Annotated in this window: 22 protein-coding genes; 7 read left to right on the top strand and 15 right to left on the bottom strand. The window is 61.5% G+C overall.

The annotated features are described in order from the left end of the window. Nucleotides 1-16: 16 nt before the first annotated feature. Entirely contained in the window at nucleotides 17-961 is a 945-nt protein-coding gene (locus AWB74_RS05765; protein WP_061145805.1) for a PDR/VanB family oxidoreductase, read from the top strand. Between the two features lie 676 nt (nucleotides 962-1,637). Here AWB74_RS05765 and AWB74_RS05760 read toward each other — a convergent pair. Genes AWB74_RS05760 through AWB74_RS05745 form a run of 4 tightly spaced genes read right to left on the bottom strand, consistent with a single transcriptional unit; the run spans nucleotide 1,638 to nucleotide 5,842 of the window. Further along, entirely contained in the window at nucleotides 1,638-2,894 is a 1,257-nt protein-coding gene (locus AWB74_RS05760; protein WP_061145804.1) for an MFS transporter, read from the bottom strand. A 26-nt stretch (nucleotides 2,895-2,920) separates the two neighbouring features. After that, nucleotides 2,921-3,370, bottom strand: coding sequence for a hypothetical protein (locus AWB74_RS05755; RefSeq protein WP_235024489.1), 450 nt, complete (start codon nucleotides 3,368-3,370; stop codon nucleotides 2,921-2,923). Between the two features lie 2 nt (nucleotides 3,371-3,372). After that, complete coding sequence (locus tag AWB74_RS05750) at nucleotides 3,373-4,512, bottom strand: zinc-dependent alcohol dehydrogenase (RefSeq protein ID WP_061145802.1); 1,140 nt, start codon at nucleotides 4,510-4,512, stop codon at nucleotides 3,373-3,375. Nucleotides 4,513-4,555: 43 nt separating this feature from the next. Further along, complete coding sequence (locus tag AWB74_RS05745; protein ID WP_061145801.1) at nucleotides 4,556-5,842, bottom strand: aromatic ring-hydroxylating dioxygenase subunit alpha; 1,287 nt, start codon at nucleotides 5,840-5,842, stop codon at nucleotides 4,556-4,558. 149 nt (nucleotides 5,843-5,991) lie between these two features. Here AWB74_RS05745 and AWB74_RS05740 point away from each other — a divergent pair, with 149 nt between their 5' ends. Beyond that, nucleotides 5,992-6,318: a non-heme iron oxygenase ferredoxin subunit gene (locus AWB74_RS05740; protein ID WP_061145800.1), complete on the top strand. Its 327-nt coding sequence runs from the start codon at nucleotides 5,992-5,994 to the stop codon at nucleotides 6,316-6,318. A 24-nt stretch (nucleotides 6,319-6,342) separates the two neighbouring features. Here the strand turns inward: AWB74_RS05740 and AWB74_RS05735 are convergent, their stop codons facing one another. From AWB74_RS05735 to AWB74_RS05710, 6 genes are all read right to left on the bottom strand, one after another. After that, entirely contained in the window at nucleotides 6,343-7,266 is a 924-nt protein-coding gene (locus tag AWB74_RS05735; protein ID WP_061145799.1) for a CobW family GTP-binding protein, read from the bottom strand. A 9-nt stretch (nucleotides 7,267-7,275) separates the two neighbouring features. Next, the gene (locus AWB74_RS05730) at nucleotides 7,276-7,986 is read right to left on the bottom strand and encodes a class II aldolase/adducin family protein (protein WP_061145798.1); all 711 of its coding nucleotides are present in this window, start codon (nucleotides 7,984-7,986) and stop codon (nucleotides 7,276-7,278) included. Between the two features lie 25 nt (nucleotides 7,987-8,011). After that, the gene (locus AWB74_RS05725; protein WP_200821926.1) at nucleotides 8,012-8,845 is read right to left on the bottom strand and encodes an ABC transporter permease; all 834 of its coding nucleotides are present in this window, start codon (nucleotides 8,843-8,845) and stop codon (nucleotides 8,012-8,014) included. Further along, entirely contained in the window at nucleotides 8,842-9,669 is an 828-nt protein-coding gene (locus tag AWB74_RS05720; RefSeq protein ID WP_061145797.1) for an ABC transporter ATP-binding protein, read from the bottom strand. Before AWB74_RS05720 ends, AWB74_RS05725 begins: the two co-directional genes overlap by 4 nt. A gap of 9 nt (nucleotides 9,670-9,678) precedes the next feature. Next, on the bottom strand, nucleotides 9,679-10,713 hold the full coding sequence (locus AWB74_RS05715; protein WP_087038852.1) for an ABC transporter substrate-binding protein: 1,035 nt from the start codon (nucleotides 10,711-10,713) through the stop codon (nucleotides 9,679-9,681). A gap of 193 nt (nucleotides 10,714-10,906) precedes the next feature. Further along, nucleotides 10,907-12,043, bottom strand: coding sequence for a porin (locus tag AWB74_RS05710; RefSeq protein WP_061145795.1), 1,137 nt, complete (start codon nucleotides 12,041-12,043; stop codon nucleotides 10,907-10,909). 463 nt (nucleotides 12,044-12,506) lie between these two features. Here AWB74_RS05710 and AWB74_RS05705 point away from each other — a divergent pair, with 463 nt between their 5' ends. Genes AWB74_RS05705 through AWB74_RS05695 form a run of 3 tightly spaced genes read left to right on the top strand, consistent with a single transcriptional unit; the run spans nucleotide 12,507 to nucleotide 15,443 of the window. Continuing rightward, the gene (locus tag AWB74_RS05705) at nucleotides 12,507-13,325 is read left to right on the top strand and encodes an IclR family transcriptional regulator (RefSeq protein WP_061145794.1); all 819 of its coding nucleotides are present in this window, start codon (nucleotides 12,507-12,509) and stop codon (nucleotides 13,323-13,325) included. Nucleotides 13,326-13,351: 26 nt separating this feature from the next. After that, entirely contained in the window at nucleotides 13,352-14,392 is a 1,041-nt protein-coding gene (locus AWB74_RS05700; protein ID WP_061145793.1) for a 2Fe-2S iron-sulfur cluster-binding protein, read from the top strand. A 58-nt stretch (nucleotides 14,393-14,450) separates the two neighbouring features. Next, nucleotides 14,451-15,443, top strand: coding sequence for a hypothetical protein (locus tag AWB74_RS05695; RefSeq protein WP_061145792.1), 993 nt, complete (start codon nucleotides 14,451-14,453; stop codon nucleotides 15,441-15,443). A gap of 45 nt (nucleotides 15,444-15,488) precedes the next feature. On the opposite strand, the gene AWB74_RS05690 is transcribed toward AWB74_RS05695, so the two are convergent. From AWB74_RS05690 to AWB74_RS05670, 5 genes are all read right to left on the bottom strand, one after another. Next, entirely contained in the window at nucleotides 15,489-16,613 is a 1,125-nt protein-coding gene (locus AWB74_RS05690) for a VIT1/CCC1 transporter family protein (RefSeq protein WP_061145791.1), read from the bottom strand. A 117-nt stretch (nucleotides 16,614-16,730) separates the two neighbouring features. After that, nucleotides 16,731-17,297 carry a cytochrome b gene (locus AWB74_RS05685; RefSeq protein ID WP_061145790.1) on the bottom strand — a complete coding sequence of 189 codons (567 nt, stop codon included), beginning with the start codon at nucleotides 17,295-17,297 and terminating at the stop codon, nucleotides 16,731-16,733. 115 nt (nucleotides 17,298-17,412) lie between these two features. Beyond that, nucleotides 17,413-18,387 (bottom strand): PDR/VanB family oxidoreductase, encoded by a 975-nt coding sequence (locus tag AWB74_RS05680; RefSeq protein ID WP_061145789.1) that lies wholly within the window; start codon nucleotides 18,385-18,387, stop codon nucleotides 17,413-17,415. A gap of 69 nt (nucleotides 18,388-18,456) precedes the next feature. Next, on the bottom strand, nucleotides 18,457-19,608 hold the full coding sequence (locus tag AWB74_RS05675; RefSeq protein ID WP_061145788.1) for a Gfo/Idh/MocA family protein: 1,152 nt from the start codon (nucleotides 19,606-19,608) through the stop codon (nucleotides 18,457-18,459). Then, complete coding sequence (locus AWB74_RS05670) at nucleotides 19,605-20,159, bottom strand: MarR family winged helix-turn-helix transcriptional regulator (protein ID WP_061145787.1); 555 nt, start codon at nucleotides 20,157-20,159, stop codon at nucleotides 19,605-19,607. The genes AWB74_RS05675 and AWB74_RS05670 overlap by 4 nt, the downstream gene beginning before the upstream one ends. Before the next feature lie 297 nt (nucleotides 20,160-20,456). Here AWB74_RS05670 and AWB74_RS05665 point away from each other — a divergent pair, with 297 nt between their 5' ends. Continuing rightward, nucleotides 20,457-21,695 carry an aromatic ring-hydroxylating dioxygenase subunit alpha gene (locus AWB74_RS05665; protein ID WP_061145786.1) on the top strand — a complete coding sequence of 413 codons (1,239 nt, stop codon included), beginning with the start codon at nucleotides 20,457-20,459 and terminating at the stop codon, nucleotides 21,693-21,695. A 299-nt stretch (nucleotides 21,696-21,994) separates the two neighbouring features. Further along, nucleotides 21,995-24,199 carry a tripartite tricarboxylate transporter permease gene (locus AWB74_RS05660; protein ID WP_061145785.1) on the top strand — a complete coding sequence of 735 codons (2,205 nt, stop codon included), beginning with the start codon at nucleotides 21,995-21,997 and terminating at the stop codon, nucleotides 24,197-24,199. The last annotated feature ends 65 nt before the right edge of the window (nucleotides 24,200-24,264 follow it).

The raw sequence follows: 24,264 nt of genomic DNA, 5'->3' as shown, positions 1-24,264 counted from the left end.
ATTGAGGAGTGGTTCCATGTCTTTGTCGATGAATATGCGCGTGACGGCGATCCGTTATGCCGCCGACGATATCAACGTCTACGAAATCCGTCGTCCCGACAATGCGACATTGCCGCGCGCGGAGCCGGGCGCACATATCGACGTGCATATGCCGAGCGGCCTGATGCGCCAGTATTCGCTCGTGACCGCCGATGGCGACGAGCGCGCGTATCTCATCGGCATCAAGCGCGATCGTGCGAGCCGGGGCGGGTCGCGATTTATGCATGAGCAGTTGCGCGTGGGACAGATGCTGGATATCGGCGGGCCGCGCAATAACTTTCCGTTGTGCGAGACGGCGGCGCATACGGTGTTGATTGCGGGGGGCATCGGCATTACGCCGATCTGGTGTATGGCGCAGCGGTTGATGCGTCTTGGTCGGTCGTTCTCGTTGCACTATGCGTGCCGTGAGCGCAGGGAGGCTGCGTTTCTCGATACCTTGACTTCGTTGCCGCAAGCGGCGCTGCATTTCGATGCGGAGCATGATGGTCGTGTGCTCGATATTGCTTCGATCGTCGCGACGGCGCCCGATGGATCGCATTTCTATTGCTGCGGGCCGCAGCCGATGCTCGCGGGTTATGAAGCCGCGACGGCATCGGTCGATCCGGAGCGCGTGCATATCGAGTATTTCGCGCCGCGTGCGCAGGCCGCTTGTGAAGGTGGATTCGTCGTGAAGTTGCATCGCACGGGGCAGGAGTTTGATGTGCCTTCTGGGAAGACCATTCTCCAGGTGTTGCGTGAAGCGGGGGTTTCCGCGCCTTATTCTTGCGAAGAAGGAATCTGTGGAGCTTGCCAGGTCGATGTGATCGAAGGGACGCCGGAGCATCGGGATAGCGTTCTTAGTGAACGCGAGCAGGTCGCGGGGGATACTATGCTTATTTGTTGTTCCGGGTCGAAGAGTCAGCGGCTTGTTATTGATTTTTGAGTTTTTTGTTTTCGGTTTTTTGCCGGATCCCGTATTGGTGTTGGTTTATTAGCTTCGCCCCTATGCGGGGCAGCAGTCACTTTCTTTGCTGCTGCAAAGAAAGTAACCAAAGAAACAGCTATCCCCATCCAAAGTACTTCATGCCGGCCGCGGCACAGGCGATTGGCTGAATGGAACCCGGAGTAGCGAGTGCCCTCACAAGCAGAATCGGGCTTGGATCGCGCACGGTCTGACGAGCCATAACTTTGAGCGCGCTGGTTCAGCACGAAAGAGTTTCGGCACAGCGCTATGCGCTGCCGTGGGGTATGCAAGGGAAACCACGCGGATGCACACGCACACGCAACCCCCGATTGACCGGTCGGCCGCGAAGCGGGCCGGAGCTTGCAGGGGTGCACCAGTCCCTTAAGCGGTGCGATGAAACAGACCGTGCGCGATCCAAGCCCCGCGAGTTTTGCGAAACACTCGCTACTCCGGGGGCCATTAGATCAATCGCCTGTGCCGCGGCCGGCATGAAGTGCTTAGGCTGGGGATAGCAGTTTCTTTGGTTACTTTCTTTGCGTCGACCAGAGTTGGCGAATTAGCGCTTACTCTGGTCCCGAGCAAAGAAAGTGACTGCCGCCCCGCACAGGGGCGAAGCTAATAAACCGACATGAATTCAGGATTCCACATAAAATTCCTAAGAATCAAGCGCAACGCCGAGCGCATCGGCCTTCCTAGGATCACTTTGTTCCGGATAAACATAAGGCCCGAGCCGAACGATAGAAACCACTGACAAACCGACCAACCCTGAAAACACCCAAAGCGCCAGATGATAGGACCGCGTAAGGTCATAACAAAGTCCCGAAAGAAAAATCATGATCCCCGCGCCCCAACCCCAACAAGCCCACATACCGCCGCATACACGCCCGAACAAACGCAAATCGAAATAACGACTCACAATAAACGTGATGATGTCCGCTTCAGCGCCAATACTCACACCGATCATCGCCGATGCAATCATCGCCGTATCGCCGGTCGCGCCCGCAGCAAGAATCAACACACCGCACAACGTCAACCCGAACGACATAGCCGCAACATAAGGCGCATGCACACGATCCATCAGATAACCCGCGAACAAACGCCCGACCGCCGACGCAAGCCCTGCAATGGAAAGCATCGTCCCCGCCGCGCGCACGGTCTCGCCGCGATCGGTCATCATGGGTACGAGTTGCGATAGCAATGCAAGCAACACCCCCGACATGCAGAAGATCGCAATGCCGAGCAATCGAAACGTGCGATCGTGACGAAAGATCGTCCACAGCGAAGGCAGATCGGCTCGTGCCTCGCGCGCGTGTCGCGAGATCGCTTCATCGACACCAGGCGGCATCTTCACGAGAAAGTACAGCGCGGGAATCGACAACACGACCATCAGCGCGGCAACGCCGAGATAACCCGTGCGCCAGCCGAAATGTCGCAATAGATAACCCGCGTATTGCGGCATCAACATCGCGCCGATAGCCGTGCCGCCGACAGTGAGCCCGAGCGCCAGCCCGCGCCGATGATCGAATCGCGCACAAACGACTTTCGCGTAAGGCAACGCATTGCTGCCCGGCGCAAAGAAGCCGACCATCACGAAGACGAGACAGAAGGCCACGAGCGAAACCGGAATTACGCCGACGAGCGCAATGGATGCCGCGAATAGCAGCAGAAACAGCAGCGTAGGGCGGCGCACGCCGAAACGGTCGATCAGCGAGCCGAGCATGATCGTGCCCGGGCCCATCGCGAACTCGAAGATGGTGAGGCCGAGCGATACCTGCGCGCGGCTCCAGCCATTCTCCGCTGCAATCGCCTTGATGAACGTGCCGAACATGAACGCCGATATCACGCCCGCGCCGACGGATAAGCAGATCGCGCCGCCGAGGACGGTCCACCATCGATTGATGTCTTGCTTCAAAGCCTTGTCTCCAGCATGTTGTGTCGCTATGCGCCGAGAGCGGCGAGCAGACCTTCCAGATAGCCCGCGCCGACCGGAAGAATCAGCATCGTGCAATGAGGGCGCAGCAGGTCGGCCGTGAAGGCATGTTTGCGGCTTTCGAGCGAAGGCCCGACCACGCCCGACACGGTCACGCCACGGCTACGATACGCCTTCGCCGCGACCGCGCCCGCATGCGCGTCATCGCCTTCGCGGCCCGCGATCACCACAAGATCCGGCGCGCCGAGCCATGCGTTCAACGCGGCCGTGCCTTCGGTCTGCAACAGCGCGGCGAGTTCAGTCGCGTACACGAACTGCACATCGGCGTGCGCGCGTTCGGCGCATCTTCTCACTTCCGCATCGTCATCCGTAAGAGCGATGACCCTGATACGGCGCGGCACCGAATTCGGGGCGCGTACCCTGAATCGCACCTCCGACGGTACGCGATGATCGGGCATGGTTACTTCCACGGGTCGATCGTCATGTGAATCGCGCCTTCGACGCCTTCGCCCTGCAAGGTGCGCAGCGCAAGATCGGTATCGTCGAGGCCGAAGGTGTGCGTGCTCATCTGCGTGACATCGTGCCGGTTCGCGGCGATGAGTTGCAGCGCGAGCTCGACCGACTGATAGCTGTGCCCGCGCATGCCCTTCACCGTGAGAAAGCGCGCGATGATCATGTCGCTGTTGAACTCGGGAATCGGCACACGCTTCTGGCCGCCGAGCACGACGGTGCCACGCTTGCGCGCGAGCTGAATGGCGGACGTGACGGTCGCCGGGCCGCCCGATGCGCAGTCGATCACGAGATCGGCCATCGCGCCGCCGGTCAGATCGGCGACACGTTCGAGCACGTCTTCCCGATCGACTTCGATGGTGTGATCCGCGCCGAGACGTTTCGCGAGCTCGAGGCGATCGCGATCGGTTTGTGTCGAAAGGCCCGTCACGATGATCTTCGCCGCGCCCGCTTCACGCGCCGCGACGACGCACGACAAACCTTGCTGTCCCGGCCCCTGAATCACGATCGCCTGGCCCGGTCCCGCACCGCCTTGCAGATACGCCCATTCGATGCCGTTGCCGAGTGGAAGCGCGAGCGCCGCATGCGTGGGCGCGACACTCGACGGCACGCGATGAAACACCGTGTTCAACTGCAAGTACTGGTACTGGCTGAAGCCGCCCCAGAAGCTCGGCGCAGTGCGCAATCCGGTTGCGCCGTAGCGCAGGCCGTTGAGACGCCAGTCGGTTGCATCGCAAAGACGGAACTCGTTGGAGAGGCAGTATTCGCAATGGCCGCACGGCACGTATTCTTCCAGCGCGACGTAATCGCCTTCTTTCAGGCCCCATCGTGCGCGCGCGAGCTCGCCCGCTTCCTCGATATGTCCGACCGTCTCATGCCCGAGAATGAGCGGGCCGCGGCTTTGCGGCAGTTGGCGATAGTAGGGGCCATCGCTGCCGCACACGCCCGTGATCGCGACGCGCAACAGTCCCGTCGATGCCGTGATGTCCGGCCGCTCGAACGTCTGAATCTCCGTGCGCGACGATTCGACCGCGACGGCGGCCTTGAATGTGCGTGAAGATTCGCTATGTTGATGATGTGCTTCGTTCATGCATCAATGGCGCGCGATTCATGACGAACCGTGCGCCTCCTCGTCAGATGGTGGTGTGAGCCTTGCCCGCTTCGGAGTGAAGCGCATCGTGCGCGCCTTCCTTGAACGGCTTGTCGCGATGCAGGACGATCGCGACCGAACGCACCTTCTGCGACTCCGGATCGCGTCCCGGCGGCTCGATGCCTTTCTCGGCAAGCGCACGCGCCGCCTTCATCAAACGATGACGCACCATGATGATGCCGTTGTCCGTCGAGACGAGGTTCTCGCGCGTGCGGTCCTGAACGGGCCCCATGCTTTCCTGTAGCGATGCATCCTGCATCGCAATGCCTTCCACGCCGCTATACGTGATGCCCGCCTTCTGCGCGGCGCGATCCATCAGATAGTTGTTGGTCTTGTTTTGCAGCGGAATGTACGTGCCGGGAATGTAGCGCACGTGAATGCCCTTGCCGTCTTTCATCGCCTGCACCTCGGCTTGGGTGAGATCGCGCGTCGGATGATAGTCGAAGCTCCAGGCCCAGCAGCTTTCATCGTCGATGGGCACCCAGAAGTGGCCGTGCACCGGATGATCGCCGCGCGGCGGAACCATCGTGAAGCAGGGCATGACCCACGGCGTGATGCGCCAGTAGTACTGGTCGTCCTCCGCATTGCGGCGCGCGCCGATGAAGAGGCCGCCATCCGCTTCCGCCACTTCGAACACCGGGCTCAGGTCGGACAGGTTGTATTGATTGCCGCGCGAGCCCTTGAAAAGCGGGTCCGTGTTGAGGCTTCCGCTGTGCAGGAAGGAAACGTGGCTCGAATCGACGCCGCCTTCGAGCGCCTGCAGCCAGTTGCATTCCTGCAGACGCTTGCTCGTGAACGACTGGCTCTGAGGCACGGTCGAGAACTCGAACGCGGGCAGCGGCGGCTGTTCTTCCTTCGGTCCCATGTAGACCCAGATCACGCCGCCCTGCTCGACGAGCGGATACGACTTCAGCTTGATCTTGTTGCAGTAGCCGCTCGCAGCCGGTTCCGACGGCACGTCGATGCACTGGCCGCTCACATCGTATTTCCAGCCGTGATACGGGCAGCGAATGCCGCCTTCCTCGTTGCGGCCGAACCAGAGCGAGACGCCGCGATGCGCGCAGAACTCGTCGATGAGGCCGAGCTTTCCTTCCGAATCGCGGAACGCGAGCATGCGCTCCGACAGCAGTTGCAGGCGCACCGGCTCGCCGCCCGCCTCGGCGAGTTCCTCGGACAGCAGCGCGGGCAGCCAGAAGCGCCGGAAAAGTTCGCCCATCGGCGCGCCGGGGCCGGTTTGCGTGACCAGATCGTTTTGCTCTCTTCTCAACATAGTGCTTGCCTCAGGGTTTGCGCTTGTCTCTCGACGTGTTCGTGTGGACGGTTGGTTAGACGTGTTCCGTATAAAGGAACTCTGTTCTTTAAACAGGAACAAAGTTATCATTTGCCCCATGCCATGTCAAACGGAGAAGGAGAGAACCGATGCATCAAGCTTGTGCTTTTGCCCGCCTTTGCAGCGCCGGCGATGTCGCCGAAGGTCAGGCCATCAAGATCGAAAGAAACGGTCTTGCACTGGCGGTGTTCAACATTCAGGGCGAATACTTCGTCACCAACGACACGTGCACGCATGGTCCGGGTTCGTTGTCCGAGGGATATATCGACGGCGACGTGGTGGAGTGCGATTTCCATAACGGCTCCTTCAACATCAAGACGGGCGAGGTCGTCGCGCCGCCTTGCATGATTCCGCTCAAGACCTACAAGACGCATGTCGAGGATGGTGAAGTGAGCATCGAGATCGACGAGCAATGACGCAGCCCGCCGAGGCGCGCACGTTCAGCGTGCTGCGCCCGGCTTCACGATCAACGTGAGTCCACTCTTCACATCGTTCGGGATCGTCGATGTACGCGTAATCTGCGCACGCGCGTCGCCACGCGCGAGTTGCACGAGAGCGAAGCAATCTTTCAGCCGCACGAGCCCCTTCAGACGCAATAGCGAATCGCCATATCGCTCTTTGAGTTCGATGACTTGCGCGTGCAGTGCGTCGATATCAGGCGCATCTTCGATCGCGATGAAGCGCGTCATCGCATCGTGCGAGCGCAGGCGAGAAAAAGGCGGCGCGACCGTGCGTTCGACGCGCGGCGCGGGCTGAGCCAGAAGCGAAAGCGCATCCTCCAACGCGAAACTCGCGTTCGCCGAATGCGCGATGCGTGTGCCGGAACAGGCTATGTGATCTTCCACGGCGGCGCGTTCTTGCGCTCCGACGAGATCTGTCTTCGTCACGATCACGGCATCGGCGCCGCTCAGTTGCGCGCGCGCTTCCGGAAAGCGCGAGAGCGTATCGAGCGCAGTGTTCGCGGCGATGGCCGTGAACGTGCCTGCAATGCGATAGCGTTCCTTCACCAGCGAATTAAGGCTCAGCGACGCGACGAGCGGCCTCGGATCGGCGAGTCCGGTCGTTTCGATGACGACCATCTCGAAGCGCTCGATACTGCGATGGAGCCGCGCCCAGAACAGCTGTTCCAGCGCTTCGTTCAGCGCGGGCAGGCCGCTGCAGCAGACGCACGCATCGGCGAGGAGCATCGATGTATCGCCCGAGAATCCGAGCGTTGCGTGATCGATGCCGACCTCGCCGATTTCATTGACGATGAGCGCCGCGTTAGAGAAGGGCGCTTCCTTCAGCCAGCGCGCGAGCAGCGTGGATTTGCCGCTGCCGAGAAAACCGGTCACGACATAGACCGGTATGCGTTCACGATGCATGTGAAGCGATCAGTCGCGCGCGCCGAGCTTGCCCGCGTGATAGTCCCAGACCTTCTGCAGCAGGTTCGGCTTCCAGAGATTGCGCCGGATCGCTTCGATCTGTTCCGCATCGAGCACGGTCGGCTCGCCGAGTTGACTGGCGAGATACTGGCGATGCGCGTTCTCTTCGAGGTAGAACGCGAGCACGAAGGCTTCGAGAATGCTCGCCGCCGCGATCACCGAACCATGTGACTTCAGCATGGCGACGCGATGCGGCCCGAGCGCTTCCGCAAGGGCTTCACCGAGTTCCTTGCGATTGATCGATGCGGTCTTCGGAAAGCGCTGGATCTCGCCGAGCACGGCCGCCTGCATGATGACGGGCAATACATGCCTGCCCGTCATGGAAAACAGCGTCGACCATAGCGGATGCGCATGAATCACCGAACCGACATCCGGCCGCCTGCGATAGATCTCCGAGTGGATATGAAACTCCATCGGCGGGGCGGAATCGCCTTCGATCAGATTGCCGTCGAAATCGACGATGACGATATCGGCGGCAGTGAGCGCGCTGCGCACGGATGCGCCCGAGTTGATCAACATGCGTTCCTGGCCGGGCACGCGCCAGCTTGCATGCCCGTTGAAATCGATGACTTCGGCGCGCTCCAGCATGAGGATCGCGTCGGCCAGCATGCGCTTCTGGCCGGTATGGTTCTGCGTTTGAATCGTTGCGGTCGAATTCATGACATGACGAATGATTGAGGCGCGTTCAGCGCGACGACTTCCACGGAATCAGCTTGCGCTCCAGCTCCGTCAGCACCACGGAGATGAAGTAACCGAGCGCGGCGATGACGAGCAGGCCCACATACATCTGCTCGACGGAAAGCAGTTCCCACGCGTTCCAGATCATGTAGCCGAGGCCGCTCTTCGATCCGATCATTTCCGCAATCGCGATCAGCATGAGACCGAGACCGATGCCGAGCTTGATGCCGCTCATGATGTGCGGCACGGCGCCCGGCAGCGCGATGGTGCGGAACACCTGCCAGCGGCTTGCGCGGAAATTGCGGCCCACGTCGAGATAGATCTTGTTGAGTTCGAGCACGCCCGTCGCGGTATTGATGAGCACCGGAAAGAACACGCCGATCGCAACCATCACGATCTTCGATGCTTCGCCGAGGCCGCAGATCAGAAGCAGCAGCGGGAAGATCGCGCTTTTCGGCACCGGATACGTCGCCGCGATCAGCGGATCGAACACGGCGCGCAGCGGACGCGAAAGACCGATGGCGACGCCCAGGATCAGCGCGGGAATGCCGCCGGCGAGCGTGCCCCAGAAGAGACGTTGCAGCGTGGCCCACGTGTTGTCCCACAGCGAGCCGTCGTTGACGAGCGCGATGAAGGTGCCGAAAACTTTCGACGGTGCGGGAAAGAAGCGTTCGTCGATGACGCCCGTTTCAGCGAGAATCTGCCAGACGATCAATAGCACGATAGGCGATGCGATGCTGATCATGCGATCGCGGTTATTACCCGAGAACCAGCGCTTGAGCCGGGAAGGAGAGGACTTGTATTGCATCGCGGGTGCGGTCAGTTTTTGCGCGGTTTTCATGCGTGGATCTCGCCAAGGTCGCGTGAGCGGGCGCGCTGGACTTCATCGCGCAATTGTCCCCAGATGGAATAGACGAACTCGCCATACTCGGGCCGCGAACGCAGTTCGAGCACGGAGCGCGGACGCTCGAATGGCACATCGACGATCTGTTTCGCCGTGCCCGGTTGCGCGGTCATGATCATCACGCGGTCGCCGAGCGTCACGGCTTCATCGACGCTATGCGTGATGAAGAGCACGGTCTTGCGCGTCTCTTCCCAGATGCGCAGCAGTTCTTCCTGCAAGAGCACCTTGTTCTGTTCGTCGAGTGCAGAGAAGGGCTCGTCCATCAACAGGATGTCGGGGTCGTTCGCGAATGCGCGCGCGATCGACACGCGCTGGCGCATGCCGCCCGACAGTTGATGCGGATAAGCCTTGGCGAAACGCGTGAGACCCGTGCGACTGAGGTAATGACCGACCACTTCGCGAATCTGCGCTTTGGGCACGCCGCGCAACGTGAGACCGTAAGCGGCGTTGTCCCACACGGTCATCCACGGAAAGAGCGAATCGCCCTGAAAGACCATCGAATTGCTCGGACGCTTTTCCGCAGGCGCACTGATTTCGACGGTGCCGCTCGTCGGTTCGTCGAGATTCGCGAGCATGCGCAACAGTGTGGACTTGCCGCATCCGCTCGGTCCGACGATCATGAAGAAACAGCCCGTCGGAATATCGAGCGACATGTTGTCGAGCGCGGTCACGGTGCCGCCGCCAGATTGAAACGACTTGGTGAGATTGCGCAGGCGAATCTTGACAGGCGGATCGTCTGCGATGAGCGAGGGAATCGACATGCCGGCTCCTTACTTGAGAGGTTTGTACGGGCCGAGTTCCTTCACGGCATTTTCTGCAAACGACGTGTCGAGCACTTGCGCGACCGTCACGTTGCCCTTCACCACGCCTTCGCTCTTGAAGAACGCGAGATCGTTCTCGAGGCTCGCGACGTTGAGCTTGCCGTCGGGGTTCGTTCCTTGAGGCACGATCGTGCGATAGATGTTGGGGTCTTTGATCGGCGTGTATTCGGTGAGGATCGAGATCACTTCGGGCGCGTTCGGCCCCGCGAGCTTGCCGTTCGAAAGCGCGTTGTTGTAGTCGCGCACCGCGCGAAGATAGGCGCGCATGAAAGCCTTGGCCGCATCCGGATGATCCTTGATGAAGCCTGTCGAATAGAGCACGACAGCGAGCTGATGATTCGGATAGATTTGATCGTCGCCGACCACGCGCACGGCTGCGCCGCGTTTCACGGCTTCGGTGGCGGAAGGCTCGGTCGTGAGCGCGGCATCGACGGCCTTGTTCTGCAGCGCCATTACGTGCTGCGGAAACGACAGATAGATGCGCTCGACGTCCTTCGTCTTCAGACCGGCTTTCTTGAGCGCCTCGTTCATCGTCGATGTGGATGCGCTGCCCGTTGCGCTGCCCGCGACCTTCATGCCCTTCAGGTCCGCAAGCGACTTGTAGCGGCCATTCGCAACGAGATCGGCGCGCACGAGCAACGGTTGATAGCCATATCCCGGCGGCGTCGAGCCCTTGTCCGCGACGATCTTGATGCCAATGCCGCGCACCACGGCGTTATAGAGTCCCGCGGAGGGCGAGCCGCCCGCGACATCGAGCTGGCCGGCGCCGAGCGGCGCGACCATCTTCGCGCCGGAGTCGAAGGGAATGAACTTCGCGTCGAGACCTTCCTGACGGAAGTAACCCTTCTTCTCCGCGATGAAAAACGCCACGTCGCTGCTCGCGTTGGCAATGCCGACGCGCACCGTCGTCAGATCGGCCGCTGCACCCGATCCCGACACGACGCACGCGACGAGCGCCGCACTCAATAGCCTGACTGCTTTCACTGCTTGTCTCCTTGATCGAACACCTATCGCGCATGGCTTCATGAGCCGCGGCGCCCGCGCGCCGTGCCCTGTCCGTCGATCAGGTATGCAGCGTGGGGCGCCCGAATTTTTATCGTTCCTTTATTCGGAACGAAGTGTCGTTGTGTGGAACAACATTAGCATCGGCGAATTCGCGATGTCAATGTAAAACGCATCAGAACCGATGACGCAGCGAGAGCTTGACCGCTACCTGATTCGCCGTCGACGACTGGCCGAGCGAGCCGATCGCCGCGACGGCCGGTTTGCCGGTCGAATCGATGCCCGATGCGTGCTGCCATACGCCGACGAGGTTCAGGTCCGTGCGCTTCGAGATGAAGTAGTCGGGCCCGAAGTCGACCTGCTCGTATTTCGCGGTCTGAGCCTTCGTGTAGTCGAAGGAGGCGGCGATCTGGAGCGTTGGAATCACGAACCAGCGCGCATTGATTTCAAAGCTGTTGAAGGTGGCCTTGCCGCTGTTCGGCGTGGTCGGCGTGCGCAGAATGTCGTTGAAGCGGGTGTTCGTATAAACGAAGCCGATCTTGCCGGGGCCGAAGTTATACGCAATGCCGGCGCCGAAGATCTCGAGCGAATTCGCCGATGCATAACCGCTGTACACCGGGCTCTTGCCCGGCGACGTATAGCCCGGCTGTCCAGGATTCACGGTTCCGTCATACGCGGACACCGACGGATTGTTCACGTTGTCATAGGCGATCGCCGCGCTGATCGGGCCGTTTGCGTAAGACGCGGCGAGCGTATAGATGCGGTTCGTGCCGAAGTTGCCCGCGACGCCGCCGGGCGCGAAGATGCCGGACAGGCGCAGGCCATTCATATTCGGCGACATGTACTTCAGCGAGTTGTTGACGCGGAAGTTCGAGTTGAGGTTGTCGAAGTCGCCGGGGTGCGTGCCGACCCAAGCCCACAGCGATGTTGCTGCGATCTCGCCGATCCATTGCGTCATCGGATCATATTGGCGGCCGAGCGTGAGCGTGCCGTAATGGCTTTCCAGACCGACGAACGCTTGCCGGCCGAACTCGCGTCCGCCTTGCAGCAGCTTGCCGTTGGACGTATCGAAGCCGTTTTCGAGCGTGAAAATCGCCTTCATGCCGCCGCCGAGATCCTCGGCGCCGCGCATGCCCCAGCGGCTGCCGTTCGTCTGTCCCGTCACCGTCTCGATGTTGGAATGGCCCGACTGATTGTTGATATAGACCAGACCGGCGTCGAGCAGGCCATATAACGTGACCGAGCTTTGGGCGTGCGCCACGCCGGCGCATGCCAGCATGGGAAGTGCGAGAAACAACGCTGTCTTTTTCATGCGGTCTCCGTCCCTTGATTCATAGTGATGCCGGTTTCATTCGAACCGGGATGCTTTGCTACGGAATCTTCCAGTCGCATTTTTTTGGACGCCTTGTATTACGGATGACTAACCGTATGCGCGTCCTGCGCGCTTCCTCGAGCGCTTGTTCATGACGAATGTTCGGTTGTTTCTGTTTGCCGGGCGGCAAGTTCGGGTACGCTATTTCGTTCCGATATACAGAACGATAGTCTGTTAAAATGGAACGAATCGAGTGTCGCTTTGTTTAGGTTCCTAAGTCAAGCGGAACGAAAGCCGGTCAGGGTTATTCCGCATCCTCTCCGGGCGCGATCGTCCGCAATTGAGGCAATCCGTTGTTTTTGCGTCGTGCAGGAAGGGATCTGACGGTACGGTCGGGGATGAATCAATGCGTTCCTATATACGGAACGCTATTCCATTTCAGTATTTCGTGGAGTATATTTCGATGAAATCAGAGGCAACGCAGCACGAAGCAGGCAAGGTGCAGGAGAAGGAGGAGGGACCGCAGCGCCTGTCGTCGGTGACGGCGGCGCTCCAGTTGCTCAAGGTGTTCTCGGAGCATGAGCCGGAACTGGGTATCAGCGTGCTCGCGAAACGCATGGGTATCGCAAAGAGCACGGCGCACCGGCTTGCGAGCGCGCTGCTTGCCGAAGGCATGCTGGAGCAGAACGCGGACAACGGGCGTTATCGGCTGGGCATTCAGTTGTTCACGCTCGGCGCGCTGGTGCGGCGGCGTTTCGATGTAGCGAAACAGGCGGTGCCGTTTCTGCACGTGCTGCGCGAGCACACCGACGAAACCGTGCATCTCGCGGTGCTGGACGACACGAGCATCGTGTACCTGTTCAATCTCGAGAGCGATCAGGCCATCCGCATGCGGTCGTATATCGGCGTGCGCAAGCCTGCGTTCTGCACCGCCGAAGGTCATGTGCTGCTCGCGTCGCGCACGCCCGATGTGATCTCGCGCGTGCTCAAGGAAGGGCTCGCCGCGCGCACGCCGAAGACCAACACCGACACGCAGGTCTTCCTGAAGACGCTGGAGGCAGCGCGGCGCGACGGCTATTCGATCGACGATGAAGAGTCGGAAGTCGGCATGCGCGGCATCGCGGCGCCCGTGCGCGATATCTCGGGCAGCGTGGTGGCGGCGGTCGGTATCGGCGGGCCGTCGCAACGGCTCACGAAAAAGGCGCTGCGCGCAGCGGTGCCGCATTTGCTTACCGCGGCCGAAGGCATTTCCGCAACCCTCGGATTCCACAGGCCGCTATGACATAACTCATCAATCGAGGTGGATTCATGCATTCGGACGGCCCCGCACATCGCATCACGCTCGCAGCATCCGATCAAACGTACGAATGCACAAACGGCGATGTGATGCTGCGCTCGGCCTTGCGCGCGGGCATCGCGTTTCCGTACGAATGCAACGTGGGCGCGTGCGGCAACTGCAAGTTCGAACTGATCGAAGGCGACCTCGATGTCCTATGGCCGGAAGCACCGGGCTGGACCGCGAAGGATCGCGAGCGCCGCCGCTATCTCGGCTGTCAGAGCGCGCCGCGTGGCGACTGCACGATCAAGCTGCGTCCTTCGGCGCACTATGCACCGAAGCATGCACCGCGCCGCGTGAACGGCACGCTGAGCGAACGTCGCGCGATCACGCATGACATCGAGGAATTCCGTTTCACGCTGTCCGGCGCCATGCCGTTCGAGCCGGGCCAGTATGCGCTGCTGACGCTGCCTGGCGTCGAAGGCCAGCGCGCGTATTCGATGAGCAATATCGCCGATGGCATGACGCATCCGCGCGAATTGCATTTCCAGGTTCGCCGGGTGCCGAACGGGCAGGGCACGGGTGTGCTCTTCGATGTGCTCGATATCGGCGCGTGCATCGATATCGACGGGCCCTATGGCATGGCGTATCTGCGACGCGACGTGAAGCGCGACATTCTCTGCATCGCGGGCGGATCGGGCCTCGCGCCGATGATCTCGATCGCGCGTGGCGTAGCGGCCGAGCGCGCGCTCGACGACATCAAGCTGCACTTCCTCTACGGCGGCCGCACGCCGCGCGACGTATGCGGCCGCGACATGCTCGAAACATTGCCGGGATGGGCCGAGCGCCTGCATTTCCAGGCGGCCGTTTCCGATGTCGCGCCCGATAGCGAAACCGCATGGGATGGCCACGTGGGCTTCGTGCACACGGTGGCGGAAACGCTCTTCGGCGAGAACCTGCGCGACATGGAGATCTATTTCGCCGGCCCGCCCGCGATGGGCGCGGCGATCCAGCGCGCGCTCGTCGCGTTGAAAGTGCCCTTCGATCAAGTGCACTTCGACCAGTTCTATTGATCCGCGCGTCGCTCGACGTGCGCCGCATGAATCCCCAACACGCTGCCAGGAGCAGACCTTGTCCAAGCTGAGACTCACCTTCGGATGCTGGAATTACGACCGCACACGCGCATTGATGGACGGCAGCGTGCAGCCGGACGGCATCGATCTCAACTATCTGAACATGCCGGTGGAAGAGACGTTCTTTCGCATGCTGCGGCATCATGAGTTCGATGCGTCGGAGATGTCGCTGTCGTCGTACACGATGTCGTGCTTTCGCGAGCCGCGTCCGTTCATCGCGATTCCGGTGTTTCCGTCGCGCTTCTTCCGTCACTCGTGCATCTACGTGAATGCGGATTCGGGCATCGACAAACCGCAGGATCTGATCGGCAAGCGCATCGGCAATCCGGAGTATCAGATGACCGCGCCCGTGTGGATTCGCGGCATTCTGTCAGATCATTTTGGCGTGCCCGTCGATAGCGTCACGTACTACACCGGCGGCGAGGAAGAGCCGAATCGGCCCGAGAAATTGAAGCTCGATCTGCCTTCGAACATTCGCGTCGAGCAGATCGGTCCGGACAAGACGCTGTCGCAGATGTTGCTCGACGGCGAAATCGATGCGCTCTATACCGCGCGCATGCCGTCGTCGTACGTGAATGGGAAGGGACGTGTGAAGCGTCTGTTCGAGAATTACATCGACGTTGAGCGGCAGTATTTCCGCGACACGAAGATGTTTCCGATCATGCACACCGTCGTGCTCAGGCGCGAGGTCTACGAAGCGAATCGCTGGGCCGCGCAATCGCTCTATAAGGCGTTGATCGAATCGCAACGACGCACGTATGCGGATCTCAACGAAACGGCCGCGCTCAAGTCGATGTTGCCGTGGCTGAACGCGCATGTCGAAGAAACGCGCAAGGAAATGGGCGACGATTTCTGGCCTTACGGTCTCGACAAGAATCGCGAGAATCTGCGCACGTTCCTGCGCTATTCGTACGAGCAGGGTTTATCGAAGCGTCTGCTCGAACCTGAAGAAATCTTCGCGCCGGAAACGTTCGAGTCGTTCAAGATCTGATGATATGAGCATGATGCGCCGCGTGCGAATTGCGCGGCGCATCGCTCATGAAAGCGATACGCCCAGCAGCCTGCCGAGCCCGAACGTGCACCCTGCGGCGATCATGCCGATCAGCACCTGGCGCACGGCAGAGAAGAGCGCGCCGCGGCCATTGAACAGCGACGTGAACACGCCGATGCCAGCAAGCCCGAGGCCGCTCAACGCGATGCACTGAACGATCGCGTCTGCTCCGCTTGCCCATAGAAACGCGATGGCCGGAAAGATCGCGCCGATCGCGAATAGCGTGAACGATGCAAGCGCGGCCGTCCACGGATTGCCGCCCAGCTCGCGCGGATCGAGACCGAGCTCTTCGCGCGTGAGCGTATCGAGCGCCTTGTCCTTGTCGCGCATGATCTGTGCGGCGACGCGTCTCGCTTCGGCTGCATCGATGCCCTTTGCCTGATAGATGAGCGCAAGCTCGTGGCGCTCGGCATCGGGCATGTGATCGAGCTCGTCGCGTTCCTTTGCGATCTGCGTGCGCGCAAGTTCGCGTGCATTCGTGACGGAGAGCCACTCGCCGAGCGCCATCGATGCCGCGCCCGCGATGAGTCCCGCGAACGCCGTGAGCAGCACCGTTCTGCTGTTGCTGCCCGCGCCCGCGACACCCATGATGAGACAGAAGTTCGACACGAGGCCGTCGTTCGCGCCAAGCACCGCCGCGCGCAAATCGTTGCCCGACGCTACGCCGCGATGCCACGATTCCGCCGCTGCAATCGCACCGCCTTTGCTCAAACCCTTGTTGCGATTCGCCACTTCCTGCACGATATCCGCGTGATGCCGCTCTTCCGCCGACATCTGCGCCGCATCGGGTTGCCCCGCGTATTTGTCGCGATCCGCCATCTCACTGGCGGCGACGGAGCGCAGCACGAAATCCGGGCCGAACGCACGCGCGAGCGCGCGCATCATGCGTGTTTTCGCACCGACGCGATGCGCGCGCACCGACACGCCATTGGCCTTGAGCTTCGCGGCCCATATGTCGGCATGACGGCGCTCGGCGGCTGCCAGGTCGGAATACACGCGCCGCTTGTCTTCCTGCTTCTCGGCTTGCGCGAGCGTGTCGTAGAGCGCCGCGCTGTCGAGTTCGTCGGCGAGATTGGAGCTAAAACGTTTGAGTTCTGTCTGGGACGCCATAACGTCACCTTTTTATCGTTCGTCTCATACTTGCTAGAGTAAAGACGAAGCTCATGTCATGACGTTAATACCCCCACAAGTCGCGATGAGTGAGAATGGAATCGCGTCTCATGGTCGTCATCGTTTAGACGGCGCCTGATTGCGACGAGCCGGGAACATGCGTTCCAAAGTTCGATCGCGCAAGACGAACTGATGAAAAAGCGCAGCGCCGACATGCAGGGCGACGAGCGCGAGCAGGACCCACGCGAAGTTGCGATGCCAGTCGCCGAGCGCGTGACCGATGGACGAGCCGGCCGACGAGAGCGGCGGCATGGGCAGGAACGTAAAGAGCGTGACCGGCCACCCGCGCGCCGACGCGTTGGCCCAGCCCATCAATGGAACGGCGAGCAGCAGGATATACAGCAGCCAGTGCGTGAATCGTGCAACAGTGCGCAGAACTGGCGGCACGCTGCCGGGTTCGGGCGGCACGTCATGCGTGCTACGCCAGAGAAGCCGAATGATGACGAGCAGAATGATCACCATGCCGACGCCCAGATGCCACGCGATCAGGCCGATGGGCTTCGTATCGCGATGCACGTCGGGCATCGTCCAGGCCAGCAGGTATTGAACGAAAAGCAGCGCGGCGGTGAGCCAGTGAAACACTCGGGCGGGCGCATTATAGACAGACGCGTACAGGTTGCGCATAAACGGGTTCTCCGATGAAACGATATACGGCCGCGCTCGCACGGACCAGGCCGCAATCATCGGAGAGAAAGCTTATGCAAGCCTTATGGCGAGGAAAAATATGTGGATCGGACAGTCAAATATCGAGCACCAGTTCATTCGAGCACGCGCGCGATACGCAGATCATGATCTCGGAGGCCTGCTCGTCTTCATCGAGCACGAAATCACGATGATCGGCCTCGCCCGAAAGCAGACGCGTTCTGCATGAGCCGCATGTGCCTGCTTCGCATGAGCTCGGCGTGTCGATTCCGTTCGCGCGCAGTGCGTCGAGAATGGTTTCGCCGGGCGCGACGTTCAAGCACCCGCCGGTGCGTGCGAGACGAACCGTGAACGCCTTTTCGCCTGCGGCGTTTTCCTGCGCGCTCGTGCCGAAATCCTCGAAATGCACGGCGGAAGAGGGCCAGTGCGATGCGGCGTCGCGCACCGCCTGCATCAGAGGACGCGGGCCGCAGCAGTAGATATGCGTATCGCCGGAACGGTCGGCCACGAGAGGCGCGATGGCGAGCGATTGCGCGCGGTCGCCGAAATCGTGATGCACACGCACGCGCGAGGCGAACGCGCCGGTCTTGAGTTCGTCGAGAAATGCGGTGGATTCGGGCGAGCGCGTGCAATAGATCACATCGAAATGCGCGTCACGTGCCGCGAGTTCGGCCATCATTGCGCGCATCGGCGTAATGCCGATTCCGCCCGCGATCAGCAGATAGCGCGATGCATCGCTCGAAAGCGCGAAGTAGTTCATCGGCCATGACACGTTGAGCGTTGCGTCGATGCGAACCTCTCGGGCCATGCTGATCGATCCGCCGCTGCCCGCCGCATCGTGCTTCACCGCGATCACATAACGATCGCGTTCGGCGGGATCGTTGCAAAGCGAATAACGTCGCGCTATGCCAGCGGGCGTGTGCACCAGCAGATGCGCGCCGGCGGTGAAGGGCGGCAGCGCATTGCCACCGGCGTCGCGCAATTCGAACAGAAAGATATCTTCGGCGATCTCGCGCTTGTCCGTGACGGTCAGCGCGAGCGTTGCATCGGCGGATTGGATTCGATCAGGCATGCTAAGGGTATTCATGATTCCATTGCGGACTCGTTCGCCGCCTCACGGTTGGGTCAGGCAATCACGCAATCATGCGAGTGCGACCTGATGCTCCAGAAATACTTCCTCGCCACGTTCGGACGATGCGATCGCAGCCGCGCAGACTTCGAGATTGGCGACGCCCCAGCGGCCGTCATGAATGGCGCGCTTGCGCCCGCTGATCGCGTCGTGGAACTCGCGCATCACGAGTTCGCGCGGCGATACATCGGCCGGCAATTCGATTTCGCGTTTTCCATCGTTCGTGTAGACGAGCAGCCCCTTCGGCGATTGGCGCATCTCGCCGCGCTCGCAGCTCACGACGGTCAAGCCGAAGAACGGTTGATTCGGCGCGCCGGCGGGAATCGCATGACGCGCGCGTTCGGCCTTGGCGCGCAGTTCGTCTTCGACATTCGACGGCTTTGCAATCGCGCGCGATTGCGCCGGAAAACCCCATTCGCCGATGTCGAAGCACAACTCCGCGCTCGCGAACCGGCCATAGCCGTTGTAGACGGCAGTGGCGGCGGCGCCATCGTCGAATTCGATGAATACCGTGTGCGCGCCGATCGCGCGGCGCTCCGGGTCCCAGTCGAACGTCTTCGCGCGAACGCTGCGCGCAGCTCCGCCCGCAAGCAGGCGAATGATGTCGAACTGATGCGAGCCCTGGCGCAAGGTGACGCCGCCGCCTTGCGACGCGTCGAGTTCGTCGGGGCGCCGCGGGCGATAGATCCAGTCGGTGAAGCACCACGTATGCACCATGCGCACGCGGCCCAGCTCGCCCGAATCGATGAGGGCGCGCATCGCGTGAATCGGCTGATCATAGCTATGCGAATGTCCGGCGAGCAGGACGATGCCCGCGGCGTCGGCGGCTTGGACCATCGCGCGCGCGTCGTCGAGATTCGCGGCCATCGGCTTTTCGACGAGCACGTGCTTGCCCGCGCGCGCCGCAAGCTCCACATGCGCGCGATGCAGCGTGGTCGGCGAAGCGACATAGACGGCATCGAGCGCACCATGTTCGATGAGCGCTTCGATGCTCTCGTATGCCGTCACGCCGAACTCGCGCGCACCTGTTTCGCGCACCGTCGCGGACGGATCGGCGAAGCCTGCGAACACGAAGCCCGGATGCCCGACGATGGCCGGAACGAATGCGCGTCCCGCCGTGCCGAAGCCGACGATGCCGATGCGCACGGCGCTCGTGTTCGTCACAGTGAGTCCTCGCTGTTATCGTCATTGGCCGAATCGCGGCCGTTCTTCGGCGCGGCGATTTCATCGGCGGCCAGGTTCTCGATCATCGCGAGCAGCGTGCGACGCGTCGCCGCGATGTCGTCCTGCGTGATGCCTGCTAGCGCGATGCGGTTCACGTCGATTGCAAAAGGCACGAGCACGGTGCGCAGCGCGACGCCCTTCGGCGTGAGAAAGACGCGCACCTGCTTGCGGTTGTCGGGCAGCTTCTGGCGCGTGAGATAGCCGAGGTTTTCCATCGTCTTCAATGCGGAGAACGTGGTCGGTTCGGCGACGCCCGCCTGCTCGCTCAACTGTCGCTGCGTGAGACCGTCCGTCTGCCAGAGAATGCGCAGAAACGTCCAGTGGCCATAGAGCACCGAATGCTCTTTGAGACGAGCCTGTAAGGAGCGCGAAAAGCCGCGCGCCGCATCCTTGACGAGATGCGCCATGCGCTCTTCGGGCAGTGCCTCGCGCCAGTGCTTGAGCGTGCCCGGCTGCGGGTCGCGTGGAATCTTTTGCTCGCGCTTGTTCATCCTCTCACCTGTTTTCGGCATGTAGCGATGCCCTTTTCGTTAACTTAGATAACTAAGTTTAATTTGTCAACGATCTGGATATCAGGGTGAATCCGGATCTCGTCGCGCGGTGGCACATCGGGAAGAAATCGCCTCCATATAGACGCGATAGGCAAGAGACGGCTTTTCGGATGCGCGTGATCCCACCTAGTACTTTCCATTATTTTTAAGTTAGATACCTAAGCATATTATCGATTTCAAGGCCGGCGGCATGACGGTGCCTCCGGCGCGCTTCTTCAAACATACGGGAATCGACTCATGCTCACGGCAGAACAAAACGAAACGTTGACGCGCATCGGACCGGGCACGCCGATGGGCAAGCTGTTGCGGCGTTACTGGCAGCCCTTCGCAGCGGCATCGGAACTCGACGACAAGTGGACCAAACGGGTGCGTCTGCTCGGCGAGGATCTCGTGCTCTTTCGGGACCGGCAGGGAAAGCGCGGTCTGATCGCGGAACAATGTCCGCATCGGCGCGCGTCGTTCGCGCACGGCATTCCCACGGAACAGGGCATCCGTTGCCCGTATCACGGCTGGGAGTTTAGCGCAGAGGGTAAGTGTCTCGATCAGCCGAACGAGCCGGACAACTGCGCGTTCCGCGACAAAGTGACGACCGATGCGTATCCGGTCGAAGAGCTCGGCGGCGTGCTGTTCGCTTACATGGGACCGGAGCCGCGCCCGCTGCTGCCGCGCTTCGACGGCTTCGTCGCGCAGGGCGCGATCCGCATGATGGGCCGCGCGCTGTTGCCGGTGAACTGGCTGCAGATCATGGAGAACTCGGTCGATCCGATCCATACCGAGTGGCTGCATGGTCATCACTATGAATTCCAGAAGGAGCAGGAAGGCGTCAAGGTGGCGATCAGCGCGAAGCACGAGAAGATCGCCTTCAATGAGTTCGAGTTCGGCGTGACGAAACATCGTCTGCTCGCGGGCCATTCGGAAGACTCGGACGACTGGCGCATCGGGCATCCGATCGTGTTCCCGAACATGCTCGCGGTAGGCAATGGCGACGAGGCTTCGCGCTACTACTCGTTCCAGATTCGCGTGCCGGTCGATGACGAGCACACGCTGCACCTTTGGTACAACGCATACCTTCCGCCGAAGGGCATCGACGTGCCGGCGCGGCTCACCGAGCGTCTGCATACCTACGACGTGCCGTTCAGGGACGAAGACGGCGAGTTCATCGTCGATAACGTCGACGGGCAGGACATGATGGCGTGGATCACGCAGGGCGCGATTGCGGACCGCACGCGCGAGAACCTCGGCGCATCCGACCAGGGCCTCGCGATCTACCGCCGCATGTTGCGCCGCGAGCTGAAGAGAGTCGAAGCGGGCGAAGACCCGATGGGCATCGTGCGCGATCCGGTGCGCAATCAGTGCATCGATTTGCCGAACGAGCGCAAGAAGCATCACAACAGCGACGGCTTCTCGAGCTTCATGCTGCGCACGCACGCGAAGTATTCGCCGATCGCCAAGGATCTGGTGCGTATCTTCGAATAGTGCCGGGACGGGCAAGGCATAAGACGTAAGGCGCACGACGCAGGGCAAGACGGCGGCGCGGCTGCATGTTGCATGCAAAACGCATAACGCAAAACCCAATCGTGAATGCGTAATGCAAAACACATCATGCAAACAGGCATGTCGCGCGGCGGCGAGCAGTTCGACTGGCGGTTCGACCATAAACACCCGGCCACGCAGCCGGGCGACTACCGGAGACTTGAGATGCGACCCACAAGCACTCGATCGCGTTGTCACGGCCGCTGTCGTGCCGCGCAGCAAGCTCACCGGGAGGCGCGCTGATGCTCGACGCCGCCCTCCATGCGCTGACCCTGATCCTCGATCCGCTGCGCCTCGGGATCATGCTGGGCGGTGTGCTGCTCGGACTCGCGCTCGGTGTCGTGCCGGGCCTGGGCGGTATCGTCGGGCTCGCACTGCTCATTCCGTTCACCTATCACCTCGACGGCTATACGGCCTTCGCGCTCCTGCTCGGCATGGCCGCGGTGACGACGGTGTCCGACTTCATCCCCGCCGTGTTGTTCGGCGTGCCCGGCACGGTCGGTGCCGCGGCCACGGTGCTCGACGGGCATCCGCTCGCGAAGCAGGGCCACGCGCGGCGGGCATTCGGCGCGGGCTACGCGTCGTCGCTCGCGGGCGGCATCTTCGGCGCGCTGCTGCTCGCGCTCGCGATTCCGGTCTTGCGCCTGATCGTGCTCTATATCGGCTCCGCGGAATTGCTGGCGATGTGCATCTTCGGCCTCTCGATGGTCGCGACGCTTTCGGGCAAGGCGCCGATGAAAGGCCTCGCGGTCGCGTCGTTCGGCCTGATGTTGTCGCTGATCGGCTCCGATCCGCAAACGGGCACGCTGCGCTGGACGTTTGGCACTTTGTATTTATGGGACCATCTGCCGATCGTGCCGGTCACGCTCGGCATCTTCGCCCTGCCCGAACTCGCCGACATGGCCATCGAGCGCACCGGCATCGCACGCGCGCATCCGCAGCCCGGCGTGCGCGCCAGCACGCAATGGGACGGCGTGAGGGACGCGGCGCGCCACTGGTGGCTGATCCTGCGTTGCAGCGGGCTGGGCGCGCTGCTCGGCGCGGTGCCGGGCATCGGTTCGGCGGTCATCGACTGGATGGCCTACGGGCACGCGATTCGCACCGAGAAGAACGCGGAGAACTTCGGCAAGGGCGATATTCGCGGCGTGATCGCATCAGAGAGTTCAAACAATGCGAAGGAGGGCGGCCACCTGATTCCGACCGTCGCGTTCGGCATGCCCGCGGGCGCGTCGATGGCGCTGCTGCTTTCTGCATTCATCATGCACGGCTTCACGCCCGGTCCCGAGATGCTGACCAAGCATCTCGACGTGACGTACACGATCATCTGGACTCTGACGATCTCGCACATCATGGGCGCGGTGATCTGTCTTTCGAGCAGCAGCCTGTTTTCGAAGCTCGCGACGGTGCGCGTCGGCATCCTGATTCCGCTCGTCGTCGCGATCGTCTATCTCGGCGCGTTCAATGCAAGTCAAAGCTGGGGCGACCTCTGTTCGCTCGTCCTGTTCGGTGCAGTGGGCTGGATCATGAAGCGCCTGAACTGGCCGCGTCCGCCGCTCATTCTCGGACTCGTGCTCGGCAGCATCTTCGAGCGTTATTACTTCATCTCGCACGAGATCTATGGCATCGGTCTGTTCGCGCGGCCCGTCGTGATCGTGATTCTGCTCGCTGCGTTGTGGGTCGTGCTCGGCCCGACGATCAAGGGGCTGCGCAAGACCTTGCGCACGCGTTCGCAAGCGTCGTCGCGCGGTGCGGTCGCGCCTTCGTTCAAGCTGCGGCTGCGCGGCTTCGACTGGCAGATCGTCTTCACGATGGTCCTCACGGCGCTCGTGATCATCGCGATGACGGTGGCGCGCGACTGGGCCTTCGCCGCGAGCCTAATGCCGATGACATCCGCCTGCGCCGCGCTCGTGTTCTGCTGCATCGTGCTGATCGAGCAGTTGTTCACGCGCGAAGTGACCAGCGCTGAAACAAGGATATCGCCTTCGGTTGCCATGAACGAGTTCGCACTCGCGGGCGCAGGCGCGCCTTTCGATGCACCGCAAAGCAATGGCGATTCCGAGGCCGCCATGAATGCCATCGCGAAGACGAATGCGAACGCCACGGCAAGCCCGGGTTTCGGCGCACACGGCGAGCCGTCGACGCACGACGGCCTCGCATCGTCACTGGATACGCGGACCATTTATCTGCGCGGCGTGCGCTTCTTCGCATCGATCGCGGGCGCGCTCGGCACGGCCGCTGTCATCGGTCTGCTGCCCGCCTTGCTGATCTTCATGTTGCTCGTCGCGCGCTTCGAATTCGGCGAGCGCTGGCGCACTTCGGCTGTGTTGTCGATCGCGATGACCCTCGCATTGTGGCTCGTATTCGGCCGCATCTTTTCGACACCGTGGCCGCAAGCGCTCATCGGCGACTGGCTGCCCTGGCTGCGTCAATTCGGCGGCCTCGTTTGATCTCGTGTGCAATCACACGACACCGGCGGCAAGCCCACATCGGCCAGCCGGTCATAACTGGTGGA

This window comes from Caballeronia arvi (genome assembly GCF_001544695.2).
GTDB lineage: Bacteria > Pseudomonadota > Gammaproteobacteria > Burkholderiales > Burkholderiaceae > Caballeronia > Caballeronia arvi.
This window is presented reverse-complemented; position numbering and strand designations above follow the sequence as displayed.